Source organism: Fictibacillus halophilus (genome assembly GCF_016401385.1).
In the GTDB taxonomy this organism is placed as follows: Bacteria; Bacillota; Bacilli; order Bacillales; family Fictibacillaceae; genus Fictibacillus; species Fictibacillus halophilus.
Window position 1 is genome coordinate 1,561,210 of sequence record NZ_JAEACF010000001.1, and the last position, 17,457, is coordinate 1,578,666.

Below are 17,457 nucleotides of genomic sequence, written 5' to 3' on the forward strand. Positions count from 1 at the left end.
AAAGAACCGCCAAATTTCAGACGGTCCTACGAATGTAAACGATTTGATTAAACTTGTTAAGCACGTTCCAACACTTTGGCCAGCATACGGTGAACAACCTCATGATCGCGCGGATCGTGCAATCGGTACTCTTCACCTGGAAGCGTATACCACTCTGCAGCCCCCGCGTATGTGATAGCAAGCTTCAGCATACCTTCTTCATTACAGCTTGTCTTAAGCTCGAGCTCCCCGCTGATTACGCCGACCTCTGTCGTCATTACGCCATGAGTTGCAGTAAAGACAGTTGATTTCTCTTCCATTGGAGCAGCTCCCTTCTTTAAAACAAGTTGGTACATAGTTTATACAATAAATTTCTTAATACGTGCAAGTGTTAAGCATGCTTTGAAGTTGTGTTTTTTCCGCTGATTGAAGATTCAAGCCCCAGTTGTACTTTGTTTGTATCCACCATTTTGCGTATCCACAATGAGCAGCAGTACGAGTAGGCTTCCAAGTTGATGGATCTTGGTCTCCTTTTGATCGATTTGAACTTGCTGTCACGGCAATAAGTTGTGGCCCTGTAAGGTCGTTCGCAAAATCCTCACGTTTGGCAGTCGTCCAGCTGTTTGCTCCAGAACGCCAAGCTTCAGCTAATGCCACGACATGATCAATATCTAGATCAGATGGATTCGTAATCGTTACACCATCATAATAGCTGTACCAGCTACCAGAGGTTACAGGACAGTTCCCGCTAAAAGAGTCGGCATCACGCTTGAGAACAACTTGGCGTGTATCACATCCCCCACCTTGACTCGACCAGTGTGGAAACAGATCACGTGAATAGCCAGTCATTGAACCTTCTGTCTTAACAACCAATGCGTTCAACTGAGATTGTGCAGCAGATTTAGTAGGTGTTCCAGGTGGTAGTGCCCATGCCTTTTGATGATCATCAGATGAAACAATAACAAAAGACATCACCAGAGTAAAAACAAACGAACACAACATCGATTTCTTCAACATGCTTAATCCTCCAATATGTAATTTTTTGAATCGTTATCATTTTATAACATATCTATACGAAGTGGTATTTGGTATTTTGCAATTAAACATAATCTAGACCTTTGATATAGGTGGATAGTCTGGTTTTTATCGGCCGATTCTTCTTCTAAAAACCATTATAGTAAAATACGATTATTCCTGTGTGGTCATTTACTATTTCATCGCAGGTTGTTTTTCTCCTGGTAAGGGAGCCGGATCCATGCTTTGGTCGTTTGGTGATAAATCAATTCCATAATCCTTTGCAAACACCATGTGTGTATCTTTTAGAACGTTTTCGTGGTTCAGATCCAAGTTAAAGACACGAGCTCCACGGAGTCGGTTCTTCTCTTCCCCAGGAAGTCCGTATGTTCCGAATCCTGCGCTTCCGCCATAACCTAGCATAATGCCATAATAGTTTCCGGCATACGTGTTGATGTGGTCATGTCCACAAAATACACCTTTTACATCACCACGGTGCTGCATAGCTGAAAATAATCCAGAGTTGATCGGACCAGGACATTCATCTTCATTTCTCTCACCTGTAATCTGATGTTTGTTCATTGCTCGTGTATGATCAGTTTCCGTGCGGCTATCTACACTCGCATACCACATATAGCGGTGTTCCCAAAGCGGAATATGTATGAACATGAGAGAAGGCACTTTAAAGCCAAAACGGTTTTCGATCCTTTGTGACGTTTCGTTGTACCAACTGACTTGGTCAAAGCGAACCCAATCCCAAGTTGGATAACCTTCAAAATTTTGCCCCGCAATCTCTTTTGGTGCGTACCGTCCGCTGTCCATCAACCAGAAATTAAAAGCTGGCTTCTTCCCTTTCGCGTCCCAAACAAGAAGATTCATGTTCCCAGTTCCTGTGATGTTTTTTGCTCCCTTATCGTTCACATTGTGTTTGTAAGATTGATAGAAAGCTAACATCTTCTTCTCGTCCACACCGTTTTTCGGAGTAGAATCTTCATCATGATTTCCGAATGTAACCGCCCACTTAATGGCTCTTCTTTCCATCGGCCCCGCAACATTGTTCATCGCCTGTTTCATTTCTAGTTCCGTGTCACATCCGCCGGTGATATTATCCCCGTTCAGTACAACAAAATCGGGTTTCTCGGCATCTAGCACTTTTTCCATCAACTCAATTGTTCGGCGGTCGATGCGCTCATCATCTTGTGTATCGTTAAACTGAACGACCTTGAATGTTCCATCGGAATGAAACTTTAGAACTTTTTCTTCTTTTCGATCTGCCTGAACTTTTTCAGTGAATAAGTTGGATGTATCACCGAGCGAACCTAGTGTTAATGCCAACGTGCTCGCTCCTCCAATCTTAATAAAATCGCGACGATTCACTTGTTTAGAACTCATTTTGCTCCCCCTCCGTGATTATGTATGTTGGTTTGTTACTTGTTTAAGAGTAGCAAGAGAATTTTTAGGTAGTGTGATTGAGTTGTAAAAGTTATGTGAGTGTAGTAGTTGAGAGATTTTACAAATGGGTGCCCCCATAAAGCTAGTTTTATGAAGTATAATAAACGGTCTACCATGGGGGTATACAGCTCGCAGGAATTGTCGAGAATTAGCGACTCGCCGATATATGTCCAAAACTCGCCGTATTATTGCCAAAATTTCTAGAATTATTTTATGAAGTTCATGAATTAAGAGGTTTAATACCCCGGTTAGTATATAACATCAATCCCATTCAGCTCTCTAAATTGTCTCTAATTACATACTTTCAGCTAGATACTACTCGTTTACGCAAAAAATGCTCTCATGCAGCATCTTTTTCCTAATAAACCGTCCACTATCACATTGAAATTATTCAGATTTGCTCACGGTCTGTGTTTATCCACAAACACAGGCTGTTTCTATTTCCAACACCCAATCCTGTAACGATGGACAGACTGTATCCATATTTTATTAGGAGGAATTTGAGCAGAGATTCTCTACTCGTTCTAGATCTGACAAAAAACAAGGAGGTGTTTGTATTGGACAATAAACACCAATGGAATTTGGATGGATTAAGTACTGGAGACTTTCAAGTTAGTGGCGGTCAGCCACATCATCCCCAAGAGCAGCAAGCACAAGACCCTCGTCTTATCGTTCCAGGCTGTGTAATCGGAATCTGTTTTAACTTTTGTGGAGGTTGCGCAGGCTGTGTCGGATGCGGTGGATGTGGTGGATGCGGCGGTTGTGCTGGTCGTTGTGGAGGCTGTGGCGGTTGTGGAGGCTGCGCTGGTCGTTGTGGTGGTTGCGGTGGACGCTGTGGCGGATGCGGCGGACGTTGCGGAGGCAGATAATCAGATAAATGCATTCTTAGAAGAAATTTCAGGGGGCTTTGCTCAAACTTTTGAGCTTCAGTCCTCTTTTATTTTTGCTAACCGTAACTCGTTTTACTTTTGCATAAACCGGCTCTTAATGACGAAGTGACATAATGGACAAGCAGAACTCATAGACATAGATGATGAGCATTAGGTTAAGGAGGGGTATCATGCCAGGCGTCACTCTCTCAATGCGTTTGAAAATGAACAGAGACACGTTCGTCTATCCGCAAAATAACGGAGGCGTTTATCTCCGTAATAACGTCACCTCTATTCAAATGGAAGGAAATACAATCGATCAATGGCTGGAAAAATTAATGCCCATGCTAGATGGCAGCCGATCATTGGAGGACATTACGGATGGTCTGCCTGATCCATATAAAGAACAAGTCTTAAAAATTACTGATGTGTTATATACGAATGGTTTTGTTCGTGATACGAGCCAGGATCTACCGCACCAGCTTTCTGCTGCAGTCTTAGAAAAATATGCGTCACAGATTGAATTTATCGATTACCTTAGTCATTCAGGTGCGCACCGATTTCAAAACTATCGTGAGTCAAAGATCGCTGTAATAGGCTTTGGTCCACTTCTCTCTTCACTCACACAATCATTATTACAATCAGGGCTTCCTGCGTTCACAATTCTTCATACGAACGTTCAACAAAGTGAAATGAAGAAATTGCAGAGCCATATTAAATCTGCAACAAGTACTGATTCGGAAACTTCTATTACCCTTTTACCGTTTAATATCAACACCTGTATCAATGATCTAGCAAACTTTGATTATGTTGTTTACGGAAATGAAGACAATAATCCAGAACAGCTATTAATGATTCAAAACATATGTAGCAATCAATCAAAATCTTTCCTGCCGGTTACGCTACATGAGGATCAAGCATTTGTCGGTCCTTTTGTTTCATCGGATTCGGCGGCATGCTGGAAAACAGCTTCTTTACGATTAGGCAAGCATGACAACGAAAAGAATCGAAGCACATCATCAAGCACTGCTTCTAACCTACTCGCGAATGTAGCTGTTTTTATGTTGTTTAAGAAGATAACCGGCGTTCAGGAAAATCACGAAAACTCTATCTATTATCTCAACGTTGAAACATTAGAAGGAAGCTGGCATCCGGTTTCTCCCCACCCGTTAGTTAATAAAAAGATGAAGATTGAAAAGATTGATGATCCACTCTTATTTCTAAAGAAGGAGACCACAAACAGAGAACTTGATCTACACTCATTGTTTTATCAGATTACATCGAGTCAGACTGGAATATTCCAAAAGTTTGAAGAAGAAGATCTAACCCAGCTACCATTGTCACAATGCAAAGTAAAAGTGGCAGATCCTTTCGGGGAGAATCAGTCTACACTCATCATTTCTTCGGGTAGAACACACGAAGATGCAAGATTAGAAGCAGGTTTAGCTGGAATTGAAACATACGTGGAAAGATTATTTCAGCAATCACCAGAAGCAATGAGTATTGGAACCGGACGGTCACCAGCAGAAGGAATGTGTAGAGCACTTCAAAACAGACTGCAAGAAATCACTATGAAGTCTCATGACAAAATACAGGTGTATGCGAAAGTTAATCTTCATTCAATCAAAGACTCGTATTCCATGTTTTTAATTCAAGCCCTATCAACACTTGGTGATGAGATTAATCTCTTTTTAGGTAAACAAGTTCATGGTTTTCCTGTTGTTTGGGTGCAACAGAACAAGAAATGTTTCGGTTGTGTCAGTCTTGACGAAAATCGAGCTTTACAAAACGCACTTCAAGGAGCTCTTCTGTACCAGCAAAATAAAGAAAAAGCTACAAGCAAGAACTGTATAATCGCATCCTCTATCCTTCCTAACAGCGGACTAAAAGTGATAAATTTTCCGGAACAAAAAGAAGTACCACCAATTGAAACATTAACATCCGCCTTAGAAATATTAAGTAACAGCAAATGCAGCGCACAATTCTATACCCTGCGTGCAGAATCAATCTTGAACGAAAACACCTCTGGCCTTTTTGGAATCACACTCTCTTCGGGGGTCCAATCATGACTCAAAAAATCATTATTATAGGAAATGGTAGTCTTTCAGATATTGTAAATCAACAACTAAATGAGACCTATCATATCTCTCGCTACAAGTCAGTGGAAGATGTGGTTACAAATAATGAAAAGCTGGCGTTAGTTCTTCATGATAGTTGGAATCCAGCTCAGCATCTGAAAGCAGAAGAATTTTTCCAAGACAGCAACATTCCATGGCTGCGTGGTTTTGTATTCTTTGGTGAAGCACACGTTGGACCTTTCGTTCGTCCACATAAACCGGGGTGCTCACAATGTGCGGACCTTCGATTTTTCATGACCGGCCAAGATCGTAGAGAGCATTTTCATATGAAAGACTATCAAATTTCACGACAAGAATTACCACAAGATCCATGGGCTACAAATCTAGCACTCAGCCAAACGGCTTCTTTACTTTGTGATGAGGTAGAACGTTTCCTAAAACATGAAACACCACATTCAACCGAACACGTATTTCTAATGAATCTACAAACGTTCAAACTTACAAAGCATTTCTTTTTACCGAACCCGTATTGTGAAACTTGTGGCGACATAACGCTTGATACCGATGATCACGCCAAGATATCACTCCAACCAAGTCCGAAAATTTCAAGAGATATCTATCGTTGTCGTTCGATAGATGAATTGCAAAAGGTGTTAAGCCGTGATTATTTAGACAACCGCACTGGCCTTCTTAATTTTAAAAGATATGACTTGATCTCACCTTTCGCAGACACCGTCGTCAATCTACCATTACTCTCTGGTAACGAATTGAATGCCGGACGAACACATTCGTATCTGCATAGTGAGCAATCGGGTATTCTAGAAGGACTTGAGCGGTATTGTGGTTACGCGCCGCGTGGAAAACGAACGATCGTCTACGAACCTTACAACAAAGTAAAAAATGTAGCAATCGATCCTCTTTCAATCGGAACTCATTCACAGAAACAATACAGTCAGCCGCATTACCCATTTCAACCGTTTGATCCAGATCGTCCGATTCACTGGGTATGGGGTTATTCGTTATCTGAGGATCGACCTACATTAGTACCTGAAACGTTTGCTTATTACAGCATGGGTGGCGGAGAGGGATACGTTTATGAAACCTCCAACGGCTGTGCAGTCGGTGGCAGTTTAGAAGAAGCCATTCTGTATGGAATCTTTGAGATCGTGGAACGTGACGCTTTTCTTATGACTTGGTATGGTGAACTGCCTATTCCACGTCTTGACATGAAATCGATAGATGATCCGGAGCTTCAGCTTATGGTTCAGCGCATCCAGCATGTGACAGGTTTTGAGATTCAATTATTTAATGCAACAACTGAAAACGCAATTCCTAGCATCTGGGCGATGGCAAAAAACACGAAGAATGATGGCTTGAATTTGCTTTGCGCAGCAGGTGCACATCTTGATCCGCTCAGAGCAGCCAAAGGTGCCGTACAGGAGCTATCGGGGATGCTTCTCAATATGGAAGAAAGCTTTGTGAAAGATCGCAAAAAATACGAAAAGATGTACAGAGACTCTAAGCTTGTTCGTCATATGGAAGATCATTCGATGGTATATGGTTTAAAGGAAGCAGAGAAACGATTGTACTTTTTGCTGGATAAACGTAAAGTACGAGACTTTGAAGAAGAGTTCAAACCGGTTCGTCAAACTTCTGATCTTTTAGAGGATTTAAACAGTGTATTAGCTACTTTCAAGAAACTAAACCTTGAAGTGATCGTTGTTGATCAAACCGGGCCAGAATTAAAACGAAACAATCTCCATTGTGTAAAAGTAATCATTCCTGGCATGCTGCCGATGACGTTCGGACATCACCTCACTCGATTACAAGGACTGAACCGCGTACTCACTGTGCCAATGAAGCTCGGATATGTGAAACGACCGTTATCACCGGACGAATTGAACCCGCATCCTCATCCGTTTCCTTAAAAAAGAAGTATGAAAGGGGCATTGTTGATGAACCTCGATGAGTTTTTATACAAACTTCATTACGAGACCGACCAGATTACGCCACCCGACTGGGAGGTGAACTGGGAAGATGCCCCGCTTCCCTATAAATTGTATGAAGGGTTACCTGTGATTCAATTAGATTCTGCGCTGCCAGTCTCATTATCTCAAGCGAATAAACCGACACTAGCCGATCTTAGCCATTTTCTTTCGTATTCATATCGAATCACACAAATCAGTCAGACGTTCCCTACAAATGATGCTTCGAAATCGTGGACGACATATCGAAGGTTTGTTCCGTCAGGTGGTGCACTTTATCCAAACGAACTTTATTTGTATGTAAGGTTGGAGGATTTCCCCACCGGCATTTATCATTATGACGCCGCTCATCATCGTCTTGTTTGTTTACGAAAAGGGAATTTTGATTCGTATTTAAAGCGAGCTTTAGGTGAACGATGCGACATCACATCTTGTTTTGCTGCTGTGTTTATATCCACCTTCTTTTGGAAAAATTTCTTTAAGTACAATAACTTTTCATACCGACTGCAGAGCCTGGATGCGGGCTTTTTAATTGGTCAGATGTTGGAAGTTGGAAAGCGTAAAGGTTTTGAAACTGGCGTCTATTACCACTTTTTAGATTCTGCAATCAATCATCTACTAGGTTTAGATGAATGCGAAGAAAGTGTGTATGCAGTCATGCCACTTTCATTAGCTCATAACATGAAATGGTTCAATCCTATTACCGATGACATGATTACATCAGAACAAATAAGTAATGAGCTCAAACCACTTCGTCACAAACATTACGTTCGTTCTAAGGAAATACGTCCCTATCCAATGCTTATAAACTTAAATTCCGCGTGTAAATTACAATCATTTTCTTCGATAAAAGTATTCAGTGAAGATTTTAAAAACGAAGCTGATGGGCCAGTACTAAAGTTACCATCATCGGAACCACTTTCTTATCCTTTTCATTCTGCTTGTGCGAAACGTTATTCCCCAGGACTAGATTTCGTTTTGAAACCCTTAACGATCAATACGCTTGCTTCACTGCTGAAAGAAACAGTGGAAACTAGTTCATACCGAAATGATTTAGCTCAAGGCATGGAGAGCTTAACTTCTCGTATTGCAATGCGCTTCACCACTAATTCTGTAGACGGGTTGCAAAATGGTATGTATGAATTGGATCGTTACTCCTTTCAATTAAAACAATTAAAACTCGGTGATTTTCGCACTGCTCTTCAAGATGGACTGTTATCTGATTTTGTTAATATGCCACAGATCCCTCTTTCCTTTAACATCAGCGGAAGAAATGACCACTATAGAAAAATGTTTGGATATAGAGGTCATCGCATACAGCACATGGAAGTTGGCATTCTGTCTCACAAACTTCTAATAGTTGCCTCAGCACTTAACATGAACGGTCACCCAATCCTCGGCTTTGATGTTCCCTGGTATAATGAAATTTTCAACCTTCAACAAAGCGGGAGAACCAGCCTCCTTCAAATACCTATCGGATACTACCGGACGCACCCAAGATTACAAGGACGTTTGCATAGTTAAAGCCTAAGGAGTTCCCTCAGGCTTTCTTTCTTATAGTTGATTAGGACAAACCGTACCGATTGCAATACCAAAGGGTTCTAATCCTACGGTTAAGTTACCAATTACTGTATTTGTCGCAATATCAATAATGGATACAGTGTTACTTCCAAACTGTGTATTCGTTACGTAACCAAACCTGCCATCCGGAGTAATCGCGATATTAGCAGAAACATCCAAGAGTGGACTAGTGATAATAGCTGTTTCAATTTTCAGAGATGTATCAATAACTGAAACGGATGGATCACTTAAATTAACAACATAAGCACTGGTTCCATCAGGGGTAATCGCTACTCCAAAAGGAAAACTAGTACCTGGCACTAATCCAACCGGGATGATGATTTCATTAAGTGTGGTTGTGTTAACTGCCGAAACAGTACCCTCAAAACTATTCGTAACATAGACTTCTGTACCATCTGGAGTCACTGCTACACCAAAAGCACCCGCAGGCGGTGTATTACCAAGAGTAAGTACTGTCTGTGTGGTAGTCACAAGGTCTACGATAGAGAGTGTTCCTTGAGTTTGATCTGTTACATAAGCAGTCAAACCATCAGGAGATATAGCGATATTGTTAGGATTGCTTGGGGCAATACCCACTGGAAACACATCAATGATCGTATTCCTCAATGTACTGATAACAGTTAATGTTCCATCAATCGAATTTGTCACGTAAGCTGTACTTCCATCAGGTGTTACGGCTACTCCGGATGGATTGGGTACCTCAATCGTCTTGATCACAGAGTTTGTTAATGTATCAATAACTGAAACCGAGTTACCGTTAATATTTGTTACATACACTCTTCTTCCATTAGGCGTCAATGCAACAAAGATAGGAAAGTCACCCACTGAGATCGTATCGATCGTTGTATTTGTTGCTATATTTACAACAGATACGGTATTGTCTCCCGTATTTGTTACATAAGCCAGTACACGACAAGGAAGCGGTGGTACAGGGCTAAGGAAAACTCCAGCTACACAATCGCAACTAACTACAAACACGCTGCCATCTCTTAGAAATCCAGAGATACATCCTGAATGTTTATCAAAGGATTGAAACGTTAATTTAATAGGTACCGCTGAATTCTTTAAAAGGATAGAAATTACCTTTCCTTTCCTAAGTTCTTTAAATATGTCGCATGCACAATCACCTTGCTGTTCATGATGGTCCATCTTCCTACTCCTTTTGTGACGGTTATTCCATCCGTACATCTATTTCTATAATCTATGCATGTATCTTTTCATTCGTTTGGGTAAAAAAAGACACCTACGTGAGGTGTCAAATAAAGCAAATTCTTTATTTTAGTTGTTTCCGACATTTTTGTACCGATTAAAATATACGTATGATGCTATGGTTGAGATGAGTACAGTTGTAAGAATCACAACCAGCATTCCGGTAAATTTATACACACCTGGCAAAAAGGATATAGCAACAAGCAGAAGTCCTGCCACCACAAATAGCTTTCCGCTTAGCTGGTGTGTCTTTCTCCACGTTTTTTCGTTCGCAAGTGTCCAAGGTGTGCGGATCCCGAAAAAATAATTGTGTTTGATTCGTGGCAAGTAATTTCCGAGTACGATAAAAAGTAACCCAATTCCTAAGTTTACGGCTAGTGAGATGTCGATATTAAGACCTAAACTATAGCCAATGGTCACACATTGAAGAAGTAAGAAGAACGCGTTCATGATTGTAATAAAAATGAGATAACTGCTAGAAAATTTCTTATAGTTTTCTTTCTTTGGATCGATTCTCGGCATGTAGATAAACAACGCCATCAAGACAATCATTAACAACGGTGGAAAGAACACAGCATATTGTTTATTCCAATACTCATCCACTTCACCATTAATGTTCCAATGCATCGGCATTTGATCAGGCAAGTAAGGATACGCGACCACACCGATCAATACACTAAGTGCAATTAGAAGATAACTCCATCCATGCTTTTTCATCATTTTCCCTCCTTCGTTGTAAACGTGAAATACCAGCTCATCAATTCATGAAAAACCGTAGTGTTCAAAGAATAATAAATATGCTGACCTCTTCTCTCATCATCGATTAATGAAGCATGCTTTAGTATTTTCAGATGATGAGACACACTTGGCTTTTGCATGTCAAAATGTGAAGCAATCTCTCCCGCTGTTAGCTCATCTTCTTTTAACAACGTTAAGATCTGTCTTCGAGTTGGATCAGATAATGCTTTAAACGCTTCATTAAGAGACATTTTGTCACCTCAGGATGATCCTCTATTATTAGATATTTAGATAAGTGTCTAACTATCTAAATACATATTATGTTTCTTTTTCATTTGTGTCAATCATTTTTCTATAAAATTGAACAAAAAAATAGGCACATTTATTAGTTAAATAAATGTGCCTGCTTCAAAGAATATTCTATCTGTTTTAACGATGAGATGGCCAAGATCCCTGCATTTTCCTCAATTGCATAATCTGGCCGGTATGGTAAGCATCGTGAAGAAAGATATCAATGAGATCACTTTCTAACTCATTACCATTCAGATCTTCAGAGCTCATTTTACCTAGCAACTCTTTTAGTTTTTTGTGTACGTTTTCAGCGCGCTTCATAGTAAAATTCCAGTCGTCATCGTCTTCTGTTTGTTTTGTAATAAAAAAGGTATCGTTCCCATCAATCCGTGTCCACTCATGTCCGTCCAAGGTAGCAACTAGTCTCTCTTTGTAATAAATAAGATGATTGACGTTTTCCCAGATGGATTTCGTCCCTTCACCCGGTGGTCTCCAGCTCGCTTGCTTCGCCGTTAAGCCTTCCATTGCCGGTTTCAGTGGCGCATACCAGCTCTCTTTATCAAACGTCGAGTCTAATATCTGTAGTAAGAATTCAGCTCGGCTCATGTGCACTTGACCTCCTAATGGTTTGTTGGTTTTTTTACCATCGGTTCAACAAGGTCTGTATCTGGAGGAGCGTACCCAAGTTGTCTGCCAATCTTCACAATCTGACCTTTGTGATGGAATTCATGAGTCATCGTATGCGTAAATAGCCACAACGCCGTAAAGTCAGCTTGACTTCCATTTCTAAATGTCACTTCCACAGTTTGATCCCAATTGTCATCAAATCTTTCAATGAATTCATAAACCAATTCATCTGTTTTTCTGAAAATGTCTCGCATCTCTTGTACATTATGGATAGACTCTGCCGTAATATCTGGCATTGTCTTTCCAAGTGCACGAACACCGAGCCATACTTGGTAACAACCCGCTACGTGAGCATGTAAGCTCATGATAGACTCGCCACTAAACCCATCAAGTTTCTTTACATAATCGGCTGGAGTTAATGTCTCACAATATTGAAAAAGAGTCTCTCTCGTTAATCGTATCCAGTCATATTGAGTTCTGAATAAATTCATACTCCCACTCTCCTTTTTGAACTCACGAATACTTCCCTATCGTTAAGGAGATTTCCTTCTTGAGTTGATTAAGTAATAAAGAAAGATGCATTCCTAGTTCTAGAAATGCACCATCCGTGAATTGTTACTGTTAAAAGAGCCTTATAACGTTTGTAAAAACCGGTCAATTCGGCGCATCGCTTCTTCAAGCTTTTGAACGGAGGTCGCATAGGAACAGCGGACATGCCCTTCTCCGCTTTCGCCAAAAACACTACCGAGTACAACTGCAACCTGCTCTTTCATCAACAGCTGTTCTGCAAATTCTTCAGATGACAGTCCAGTCTTTTTAATTGAGGGAAATACATAAAAAGCACCACCTGGAACATGGCACGATAAACCCATCTCCTCAAGAGCATGAATGACCAAACTGCGCCGCTGCCGATAGCTTTCTTTCATTTTCACTACATCCTTTTGTCCGTTAACGAGTGCTTCAAGAGCCGCATGCTGAGCCATGGTAGGAGCGCACATCATCGTATACTGATGTATTTTTAGCATGGCTTGCAAAATAGCTTTAGGACCGCAGGCAAAACCTAATCGCCAACCGGTCATGGCAAATGCTTTTGAAAATCCAGAGATTAAGATCGTTCGGTCACGCAAATTTTTCACAGCTGGAAAACTTGTATACGGTTCATCGTACGTTAGTTCAGCATAAATTTCATCTGAAATAACGAGCAAGTCATGCTTTTCTACGACCTCTGCAATTCTTTCCAAATCGCCTTTTGACAAAACAGTGCCTGTTGGATTATTAGGACTGCATAACATAATGACTTTCGTTTTGTTAGTGATAGCCGCTTCAATTTGTTCAGGCTGAAGCTTAAAATCATCCTCGCTGTACGTATTTACCGGTACAGGGACTCCGCCTGCCAGTGTTACTGTGGGTGCGTACGACACAAAGCTTGGCTCAACGACAATGACTTCCTCCCCGGGGTTCAGGACCGCACGCAGAGCAAGATCAATCGCTTGTGAAGCACCGACTGTAACCACTATTTCTTCTTCTGCACTATATGTAACACCAAACCGTCTTTTCATATAGCGAGAAATCTCTTTTCGGAGCTCGAACAGTCCAGCGTTAGCGGTATAAGCCGTATAGCCTTGTTCCAAAGAGTGATAACTTGCTTCAATTACGTTCCACGGTGTAACAAAATCCGGCTCACCAACGCCTAGGGAAATTACGTTTTCCATAGAAGAAGCAAGATCAAAAAAACGACGAATACCCGATGGCTGGATAGATTGTACGGTATTTGATAGATATTTTGAAGTGGGTTCTGTAATCATGGTGACACCACAATTCGTTTATCCTCATCATTATCACTAAATACAAGGCCGTCATGTTTGTATTTTTTTAAGATGAAATGAGTAGTTGTTGATATTACGGAATCGATGGTGGATAGTTTCTCAGACACAAAACGTCCGACTTCTGCCATCGTTTTACCCTCGATCGAGACCGACAAATCGTAAACGCCGGACATGAGATATACCGCTTTAACTTCAGGAAAACGGTAGATTCGCTCCGCCACTTTATCAAAGCCGACACCTCGTTTTGGTGTGACTTTCACATCAATCATGGCTGTTACTGCACCTTCTTCCGTTCCTTTCGTCCAGTCAATAATGGCCGAATACCCTAGAATCACTTTTTCTTTTTCAAGCTTTTCTAGGATTTGTTTTGTTTCTTCCTCTGAGATTCCCATTAACTTTGCGATCGTTGTTGTTTCAAGACGTCCATTCTTTTCAATGAGTTGCAGTAATTCGCGTTCAGTAGAATTCAAATCAATCACTCGCTTTTAATAGAATATGCTGACCATTATAACAAACCCTCTAAGTTAAACCACCAAATTTGTAATTCATATGAGTTCTAAATTGCCTCAGAAATTCTAAATAAAATAATCAGTAGCTTTGTTTTTGGAATAAAAGTACTTATTAGCTGAATAAAATATCAATTCTTTCTTTATTAAAAAATACTCCTAATGAAAAAGTAATTATGATTATTAATAAGAAATAAAATCTTTTCAGATAAGTTTTCTTCCACAAATATAAGTTTGTAAGAACAACTATTGAGAAATAAATAATACTTGCAACTATTGTTATAAAGAGTATTGGAATGAATAGACCTTCTTCTAATGTAGGATCTAGTGTCCATCCGAGAGCTTCTGCAATGTACAGATAAAGTAACACAAATAAAACGAACATAAATTGAAATAGATATCCAAAGAGGAAATTTAAACAAATAGTTAAAAAAATTTTTAAAATTTGATTCACCTTCCTTGAGACTATTACTAAATTAACATATCTAATGCTGAATAAGTTATATAAAAAACTACAAACGGCACTTAAAACTTTCCTATTAACTTTTTTTAGTCTCTAAACAAAAAGAAAAAACGGAGCTTTTAAGATAGCTCCGTTTCTTCTAAATCTATTGTTTTATTTCAAAGCATTAACCGCATTGATTAAGCCAAATCCTGCTTCACCATCATAACCACTTTTGAATACATCGTCAGAAGAAGATTGGATAATGTGTTTGACTTGTGCTGGCGAAAGCTTGTCTTTACCGTGCTGTGCGATAATAACTCCTGCAAGACCAGCTGTTTTTGGAGCTGCCATTGATGTACCCGCTTTATAACCATACCCACCAGGAACTGTAGCTAAGCAGAGATACGTATTGTCACGACCTGCTCCAGTTGCAGGGTCATAGTTAGGACCGAGGTCGCCACCTGGTGCCATTACATCAATTTTCCCAACACCATAGTTGGAGTAGAATGCTAGATTCTTAAGTTGTCCTCCTGCAGAAACTCTTATCATCGATTGGCTGCTTGGACTGCGGTGAGTTGCGCCATTATCATCTCCAGATAATTTTCCTGGAGAGCTAATGTCTAGTGCATTGTTTCCAGCAGATCCGACTACTGTAACACCTTTTTGAATTGCATATTGAATCGCTCTGTTAAACAACCTAACATCAGCTACCGTATCTTTTGTTGCATATTCTGGATTTTGGAACCAGTCATAGCCCCCAAGAGACATGTTTACTACATCAACATTATCATCAGCTGCTGTCATTAATGCTTCAGCGATATGAGACGTTTCCGCTCCACCTGTTGGACCAAATACTCGGTAAGCGGCTACTTTTAAATCAGGGCCGACTCCCATTGTACGGCCTTTAGCTGCAATTGATCCTGCGACGTGTGTACCGTGTGAGTTCTGGTCCATCGCATCCGGATATCCTGGTACAAATGATTTACCGTAAGCGTAGTTATCTTTTAAATCAGGATGTGTATAATCGATTCCTGTATCAATAACTCCTACTACGATGTCATTTCCATCGACTGATTTCCCAGTGCCATTAGGGAGTTTCCAAGACGCTCCGTTGTTTGTCACTTGCTTTATGTCCCATTGTAAGCTGTTGTACAAATCTGCAGACGAACCAGCGTCGGTTACCAATGCCTCAGCTTCAATTGCTGTAGTATTCGGCTGCACGATGTTTTGAATCCCTGCATCTAATACGGTACTCGATTTTTTAATCTGAGATAGGAAGTTTGGATTAGTAGAAACGACCTCAACCGCACCTAGCTTGTCCAATCTTGCTTCAATTTGACCGCCAGCTTTGGAAATTTCAGTACCGAAACCTGTTGGCAACTTCGCTTGGTCTTTAAAAATTACTATGTATTTCTTTTCTTGACCAACTTCGGCTTTAGCATAGAACGGGCTGCCACTTAACACGACAGAAGCACCAAGTGTTAATGCAAGAGCACTCGCCATAAATTTACTTTTCATGAAGATCATTCCTCTCTTATATTCTATATTTGATTATAATTATTTTTAATATATTTACAATTCATTTTCAGAATATTATTTATATTTAGTTAACTTTAATTCTTAATACCTGCAACCAAAGTCCCGTTATAGTGAAAAAAGTAAATTATTTACAAGCGAAATTAAAAAACCTCCTCAGCCTAGGAGAATATTAAAAAGGTTGGTCGTGAAACATTTCTGTTTTTTACTAAGGTGTACTCGGAATATAAAACTAGTGATTGGTTTTACTTTTCATCCCCATGACTTTTCATGTGAATCATACAAAATAAAAAGTAACCACCTTGCGTAAAGGTAGGTTACTTATATATATTCCACTCTTCTTGGTGTAACTGCTGAACTCTGCAATTGAATTATGTATGAAACAACTCCCCATTTAGTGCGTCAACATATCTTTTTGCTGATCGTTGTACCGCTTCTGCAGCATTTTCTTTGATCACACGATTAAAAGCATCATAGATACGAGTATATGTTAAATCTTCCATTCGATGAGCTATCCTCTCAACGGTACCACTTGGTAAAGGAATAAAGTTAGGATAACTGTACATGAAACTGACCCATTCTCGGTCTGCTACAATACGGATAATATCTCCACAAAGAAGAACACCTTGTTTGTTGTTCCCCTCTACCCATTCAATGATAGTACCTCCCTTAAAATGACCACCTATTCTCTGAAGGTTGATCCCCTCACTTAGTTCAAGGGAGTCTCCCGACCAGAAGACGATCTTGTCACTCGTTCTTGTTACCCATTTCTTATCATCTTCATGAATATAAAGAGTGGCATCAAACGTTTCTGCCCATTCCACTTGAGTCGAATAATAATGAGGATGTGATAACGCGATCGCATCGATACCACCCAACTGTTGTATCGCTTCAATTGTTTCTTCATCTATGTAAGTTACACAATCCCATAACACGTTATATCCGTTACCCTTCACAAGATACGCCGTTTGGCCAATTCCGAAACCGGGGTTCGTTTGAACACGATATAGATTTTCTTCTTCAACACTAACTTCAGTTTTATAAATCCCACTCTCAACCATCGCTTCTAATGTCGTCCAAGATTGTCCTTTTGAACTTACATACTGTCTTTCTTCATTACAAATAGTACATGCAGCAGGTTCATTTACAGAACTCTCATATTGAACCCCGCACGTCTCACAAATATAGTTGTGCATAATAATTCCCCCTTCTGTCTCTCTAATTCCAATTATAATCACATAAGGGAATTTGTAGAAATTTTATGCTTTTATTTTTAGAATCATCTATAAATCTATTAAAAGCCAACATGAACATATATGTT

The 17,457-nt window shown here is 40.1% G+C and carries 16 protein-coding genes; 4 read left to right on the plus strand and 12 right to left on the minus strand.

Translation table 11 applies throughout. From position 1 onward, the window contains the following. Positions 1-56: 56 nt before the first annotated feature. The 3 genes from I5J82_RS08065 to I5J82_RS08075 all read right to left on the minus strand — a co-directional run bounded on the left by I5J82_RS08065 (position 57) and on the right by I5J82_RS08075 (position 2,385). Positions 57-299 (minus strand): hypothetical protein, encoded by a 243-nt coding sequence (locus I5J82_RS08065; RefSeq protein ID WP_198767418.1) that lies wholly within the window; start codon positions 297-299, stop codon positions 57-59. Between the two features lie 55 nt (positions 300-354). After that, positions 355-996: an HNH endonuclease family protein gene (locus tag I5J82_RS08070; RefSeq protein ID WP_198767419.1), complete on the minus strand. Its 642-nt coding sequence runs from the start codon at positions 994-996 to the stop codon at positions 355-357. A 192-nt stretch (positions 997-1,188) separates the two neighbouring features. Continuing rightward, positions 1,189-2,385: a metallophosphoesterase gene (locus tag I5J82_RS08075; protein ID WP_198767420.1), complete on the minus strand. Its 1,197-nt coding sequence runs from the start codon at positions 2,383-2,385 to the stop codon at positions 1,189-1,191. A gap of 617 nt (positions 2,386-3,002) precedes the next feature. Between I5J82_RS08075 and I5J82_RS08080 the strand changes: the two genes are divergently transcribed. The 4 genes from I5J82_RS08080 to I5J82_RS08095 all read left to right on the plus strand — a co-directional run bounded on the left by I5J82_RS08080 (position 3,003) and on the right by I5J82_RS08095 (position 8,901). Next, positions 3,003-3,314, plus strand: a complete 312-nt coding sequence (locus I5J82_RS08080; protein WP_198767421.1) for a hypothetical protein — start codon at positions 3,003-3,005, stop codon at positions 3,312-3,314. 191 nt (positions 3,315-3,505) lie between these two features. Continuing rightward, entirely contained in the window at positions 3,506-5,383 is a 1,878-nt protein-coding gene (locus I5J82_RS08085) for a bacteriocin maturation protein (protein WP_198767422.1), read from the plus strand. Next, positions 5,380-7,320 carry a TOMM precursor leader peptide-binding protein gene (locus tag I5J82_RS08090; RefSeq protein ID WP_198767423.1) on the plus strand — a complete coding sequence of 647 codons (1,941 nt, stop codon included), beginning with the start codon at positions 5,380-5,382 and terminating at the stop codon, positions 7,318-7,320. Before I5J82_RS08085 ends, I5J82_RS08090 begins: the two co-directional genes overlap by 4 nt. A 27-nt stretch (positions 7,321-7,347) precedes the next feature. Then, positions 7,348-8,901 carry a SagB family peptide dehydrogenase gene (locus I5J82_RS08095; protein WP_198767424.1) on the plus strand — a complete coding sequence of 518 codons (1,554 nt, stop codon included), beginning with the start codon at positions 7,348-7,350 and terminating at the stop codon, positions 8,899-8,901. A 30-nt stretch (positions 8,902-8,931) separates the two neighbouring features. Here the strand turns inward: I5J82_RS08095 and I5J82_RS08100 are convergent, their stop codons facing one another. The 9 genes from I5J82_RS08100 to I5J82_RS08140 form a co-directional block, all read right to left on the minus strand. Further along, complete coding sequence (locus tag I5J82_RS08100) at positions 8,932-10,107, minus strand: YVTN family beta-propeller repeat protein (RefSeq protein WP_198767425.1); 1,176 nt, start codon at positions 10,105-10,107, stop codon at positions 8,932-8,934. Between the two features lie 129 nt (positions 10,108-10,236). Further along, the gene (locus tag I5J82_RS08105; RefSeq protein WP_198767426.1) at positions 10,237-10,884 is read right to left on the minus strand and encodes an SdpI family protein; all 648 of its coding nucleotides are present in this window, start codon (positions 10,882-10,884) and stop codon (positions 10,237-10,239) included. Then, positions 10,884-11,156, minus strand: coding sequence for an autorepressor SdpR family transcription factor (locus I5J82_RS08110; protein ID WP_198767427.1), 273 nt, complete (start codon positions 11,154-11,156; stop codon positions 10,884-10,886). The genes I5J82_RS08105 and I5J82_RS08110 overlap by 1 nt, the downstream gene beginning before the upstream one ends. A gap of 178 nt (positions 11,157-11,334) precedes the next feature. Next, entirely contained in the window at positions 11,335-11,802 is a 468-nt protein-coding gene (locus I5J82_RS08115; protein ID WP_198767428.1) for a DinB family protein, read from the minus strand. A gap of 14 nt (positions 11,803-11,816) precedes the next feature. Beyond that, entirely contained in the window at positions 11,817-12,314 is a 498-nt protein-coding gene (locus I5J82_RS08120) for a DinB family protein (protein ID WP_198767429.1), read from the minus strand. Positions 12,315-12,455: 141 nt separating this feature from the next. Then, positions 12,456-13,628, minus strand: coding sequence for an aminotransferase (locus I5J82_RS08125; protein ID WP_198767430.1), 1,173 nt, complete (start codon positions 13,626-13,628; stop codon positions 12,456-12,458). Next, the gene (locus tag I5J82_RS08130; RefSeq protein WP_198767431.1) at positions 13,625-14,119 is read right to left on the minus strand and encodes an Lrp/AsnC family transcriptional regulator; all 495 of its coding nucleotides are present in this window, start codon (positions 14,117-14,119) and stop codon (positions 13,625-13,627) included. The genes I5J82_RS08125 and I5J82_RS08130 overlap by 4 nt, the downstream gene beginning before the upstream one ends. 652 nt (positions 14,120-14,771) lie before the next feature. Then, positions 14,772-16,118, minus strand: coding sequence for a S8 family serine peptidase (locus tag I5J82_RS08135; protein ID WP_198767432.1), 1,347 nt, complete (start codon positions 16,116-16,118; stop codon positions 14,772-14,774). Positions 16,119-16,507: 389 nt separating this feature from the next. Continuing rightward, entirely contained in the window at positions 16,508-17,332 is an 825-nt protein-coding gene (locus I5J82_RS08140; RefSeq protein ID WP_198767433.1) for an MBL fold metallo-hydrolase, read from the minus strand. Positions 17,333-17,457: the final 125 nt, after the last annotated feature.

Bases quoted from the DNA above. Each gene is read 5' to 3' on its own strand.
- I5J82_RS08065 (WP_198767418.1), bottom strand. From the start codon at position 299: ATGGAAGAGAAATCAACTGTCTTTACTGCAACTCATGGCGTAATGACG.
- I5J82_RS08070 (WP_198767419.1), bottom strand. From the start codon at position 996: ATGTTGAAGAAATCGATGTTGTGTTCGTTTGTTTTTACTCTGGTGATG.
- I5J82_RS08075 (WP_198767420.1), bottom strand. From the start codon at position 2,385: ATGAGTTCTAAACAAGTGAATCGTCGCGATTTTATTAAGATTGGAGGA.
- I5J82_RS08085 (WP_198767422.1), top strand. From the start codon at position 3,506: ATGCCAGGCGTCACTCTCTCAATGCGTTTGAAAATGAACAGAGACACG.
- I5J82_RS08090 (WP_198767423.1), top strand. From the start codon at position 5,380: ATGACTCAAAAAATCATTATTATAGGAAATGGTAGTCTTTCAGATATT.
- I5J82_RS08095 (WP_198767424.1), top strand. From the start codon at position 7,348: ATGAACCTCGATGAGTTTTTATACAAACTTCATTACGAGACCGACCAG.
- I5J82_RS08100 (WP_198767425.1), bottom strand. From the start codon at position 10,107: ATGGACCATCATGAACAGCAAGGTGATTGTGCATGCGACATATTTAAA.
- I5J82_RS08105 (WP_198767426.1), bottom strand. From the start codon at position 10,884: ATGAAAAAGCATGGATGGAGTTATCTTCTAATTGCACTTAGTGTATTG.
- I5J82_RS08110 (WP_198767427.1), bottom strand. From the start codon at position 11,156: ATGTCTCTTAATGAAGCGTTTAAAGCATTATCTGATCCAACTCGAAGA.
- I5J82_RS08115 (WP_198767428.1), bottom strand. From the start codon at position 11,802: ATGAGCCGAGCTGAATTCTTACTACAGATATTAGACTCGACGTTTGAT.
- I5J82_RS08120 (WP_198767429.1), bottom strand. From the start codon at position 12,314: ATGAATTTATTCAGAACTCAATATGACTGGATACGATTAACGAGAGAG.
- I5J82_RS08125 (WP_198767430.1), bottom strand. From the start codon at position 13,628: ATGATTACAGAACCCACTTCAAAATATCTATCAAATACCGTACAATCT.
- I5J82_RS08135 (WP_198767432.1), bottom strand. From the start codon at position 16,118: ATGAAAAGTAAATTTATGGCGAGTGCTCTTGCATTAACACTTGGTGCT.
- I5J82_RS08140 (WP_198767433.1), bottom strand. From the start codon at position 17,332: ATGCACAACTATATTTGTGAGACGTGCGGGGTTCAATATGAGAGTTCT.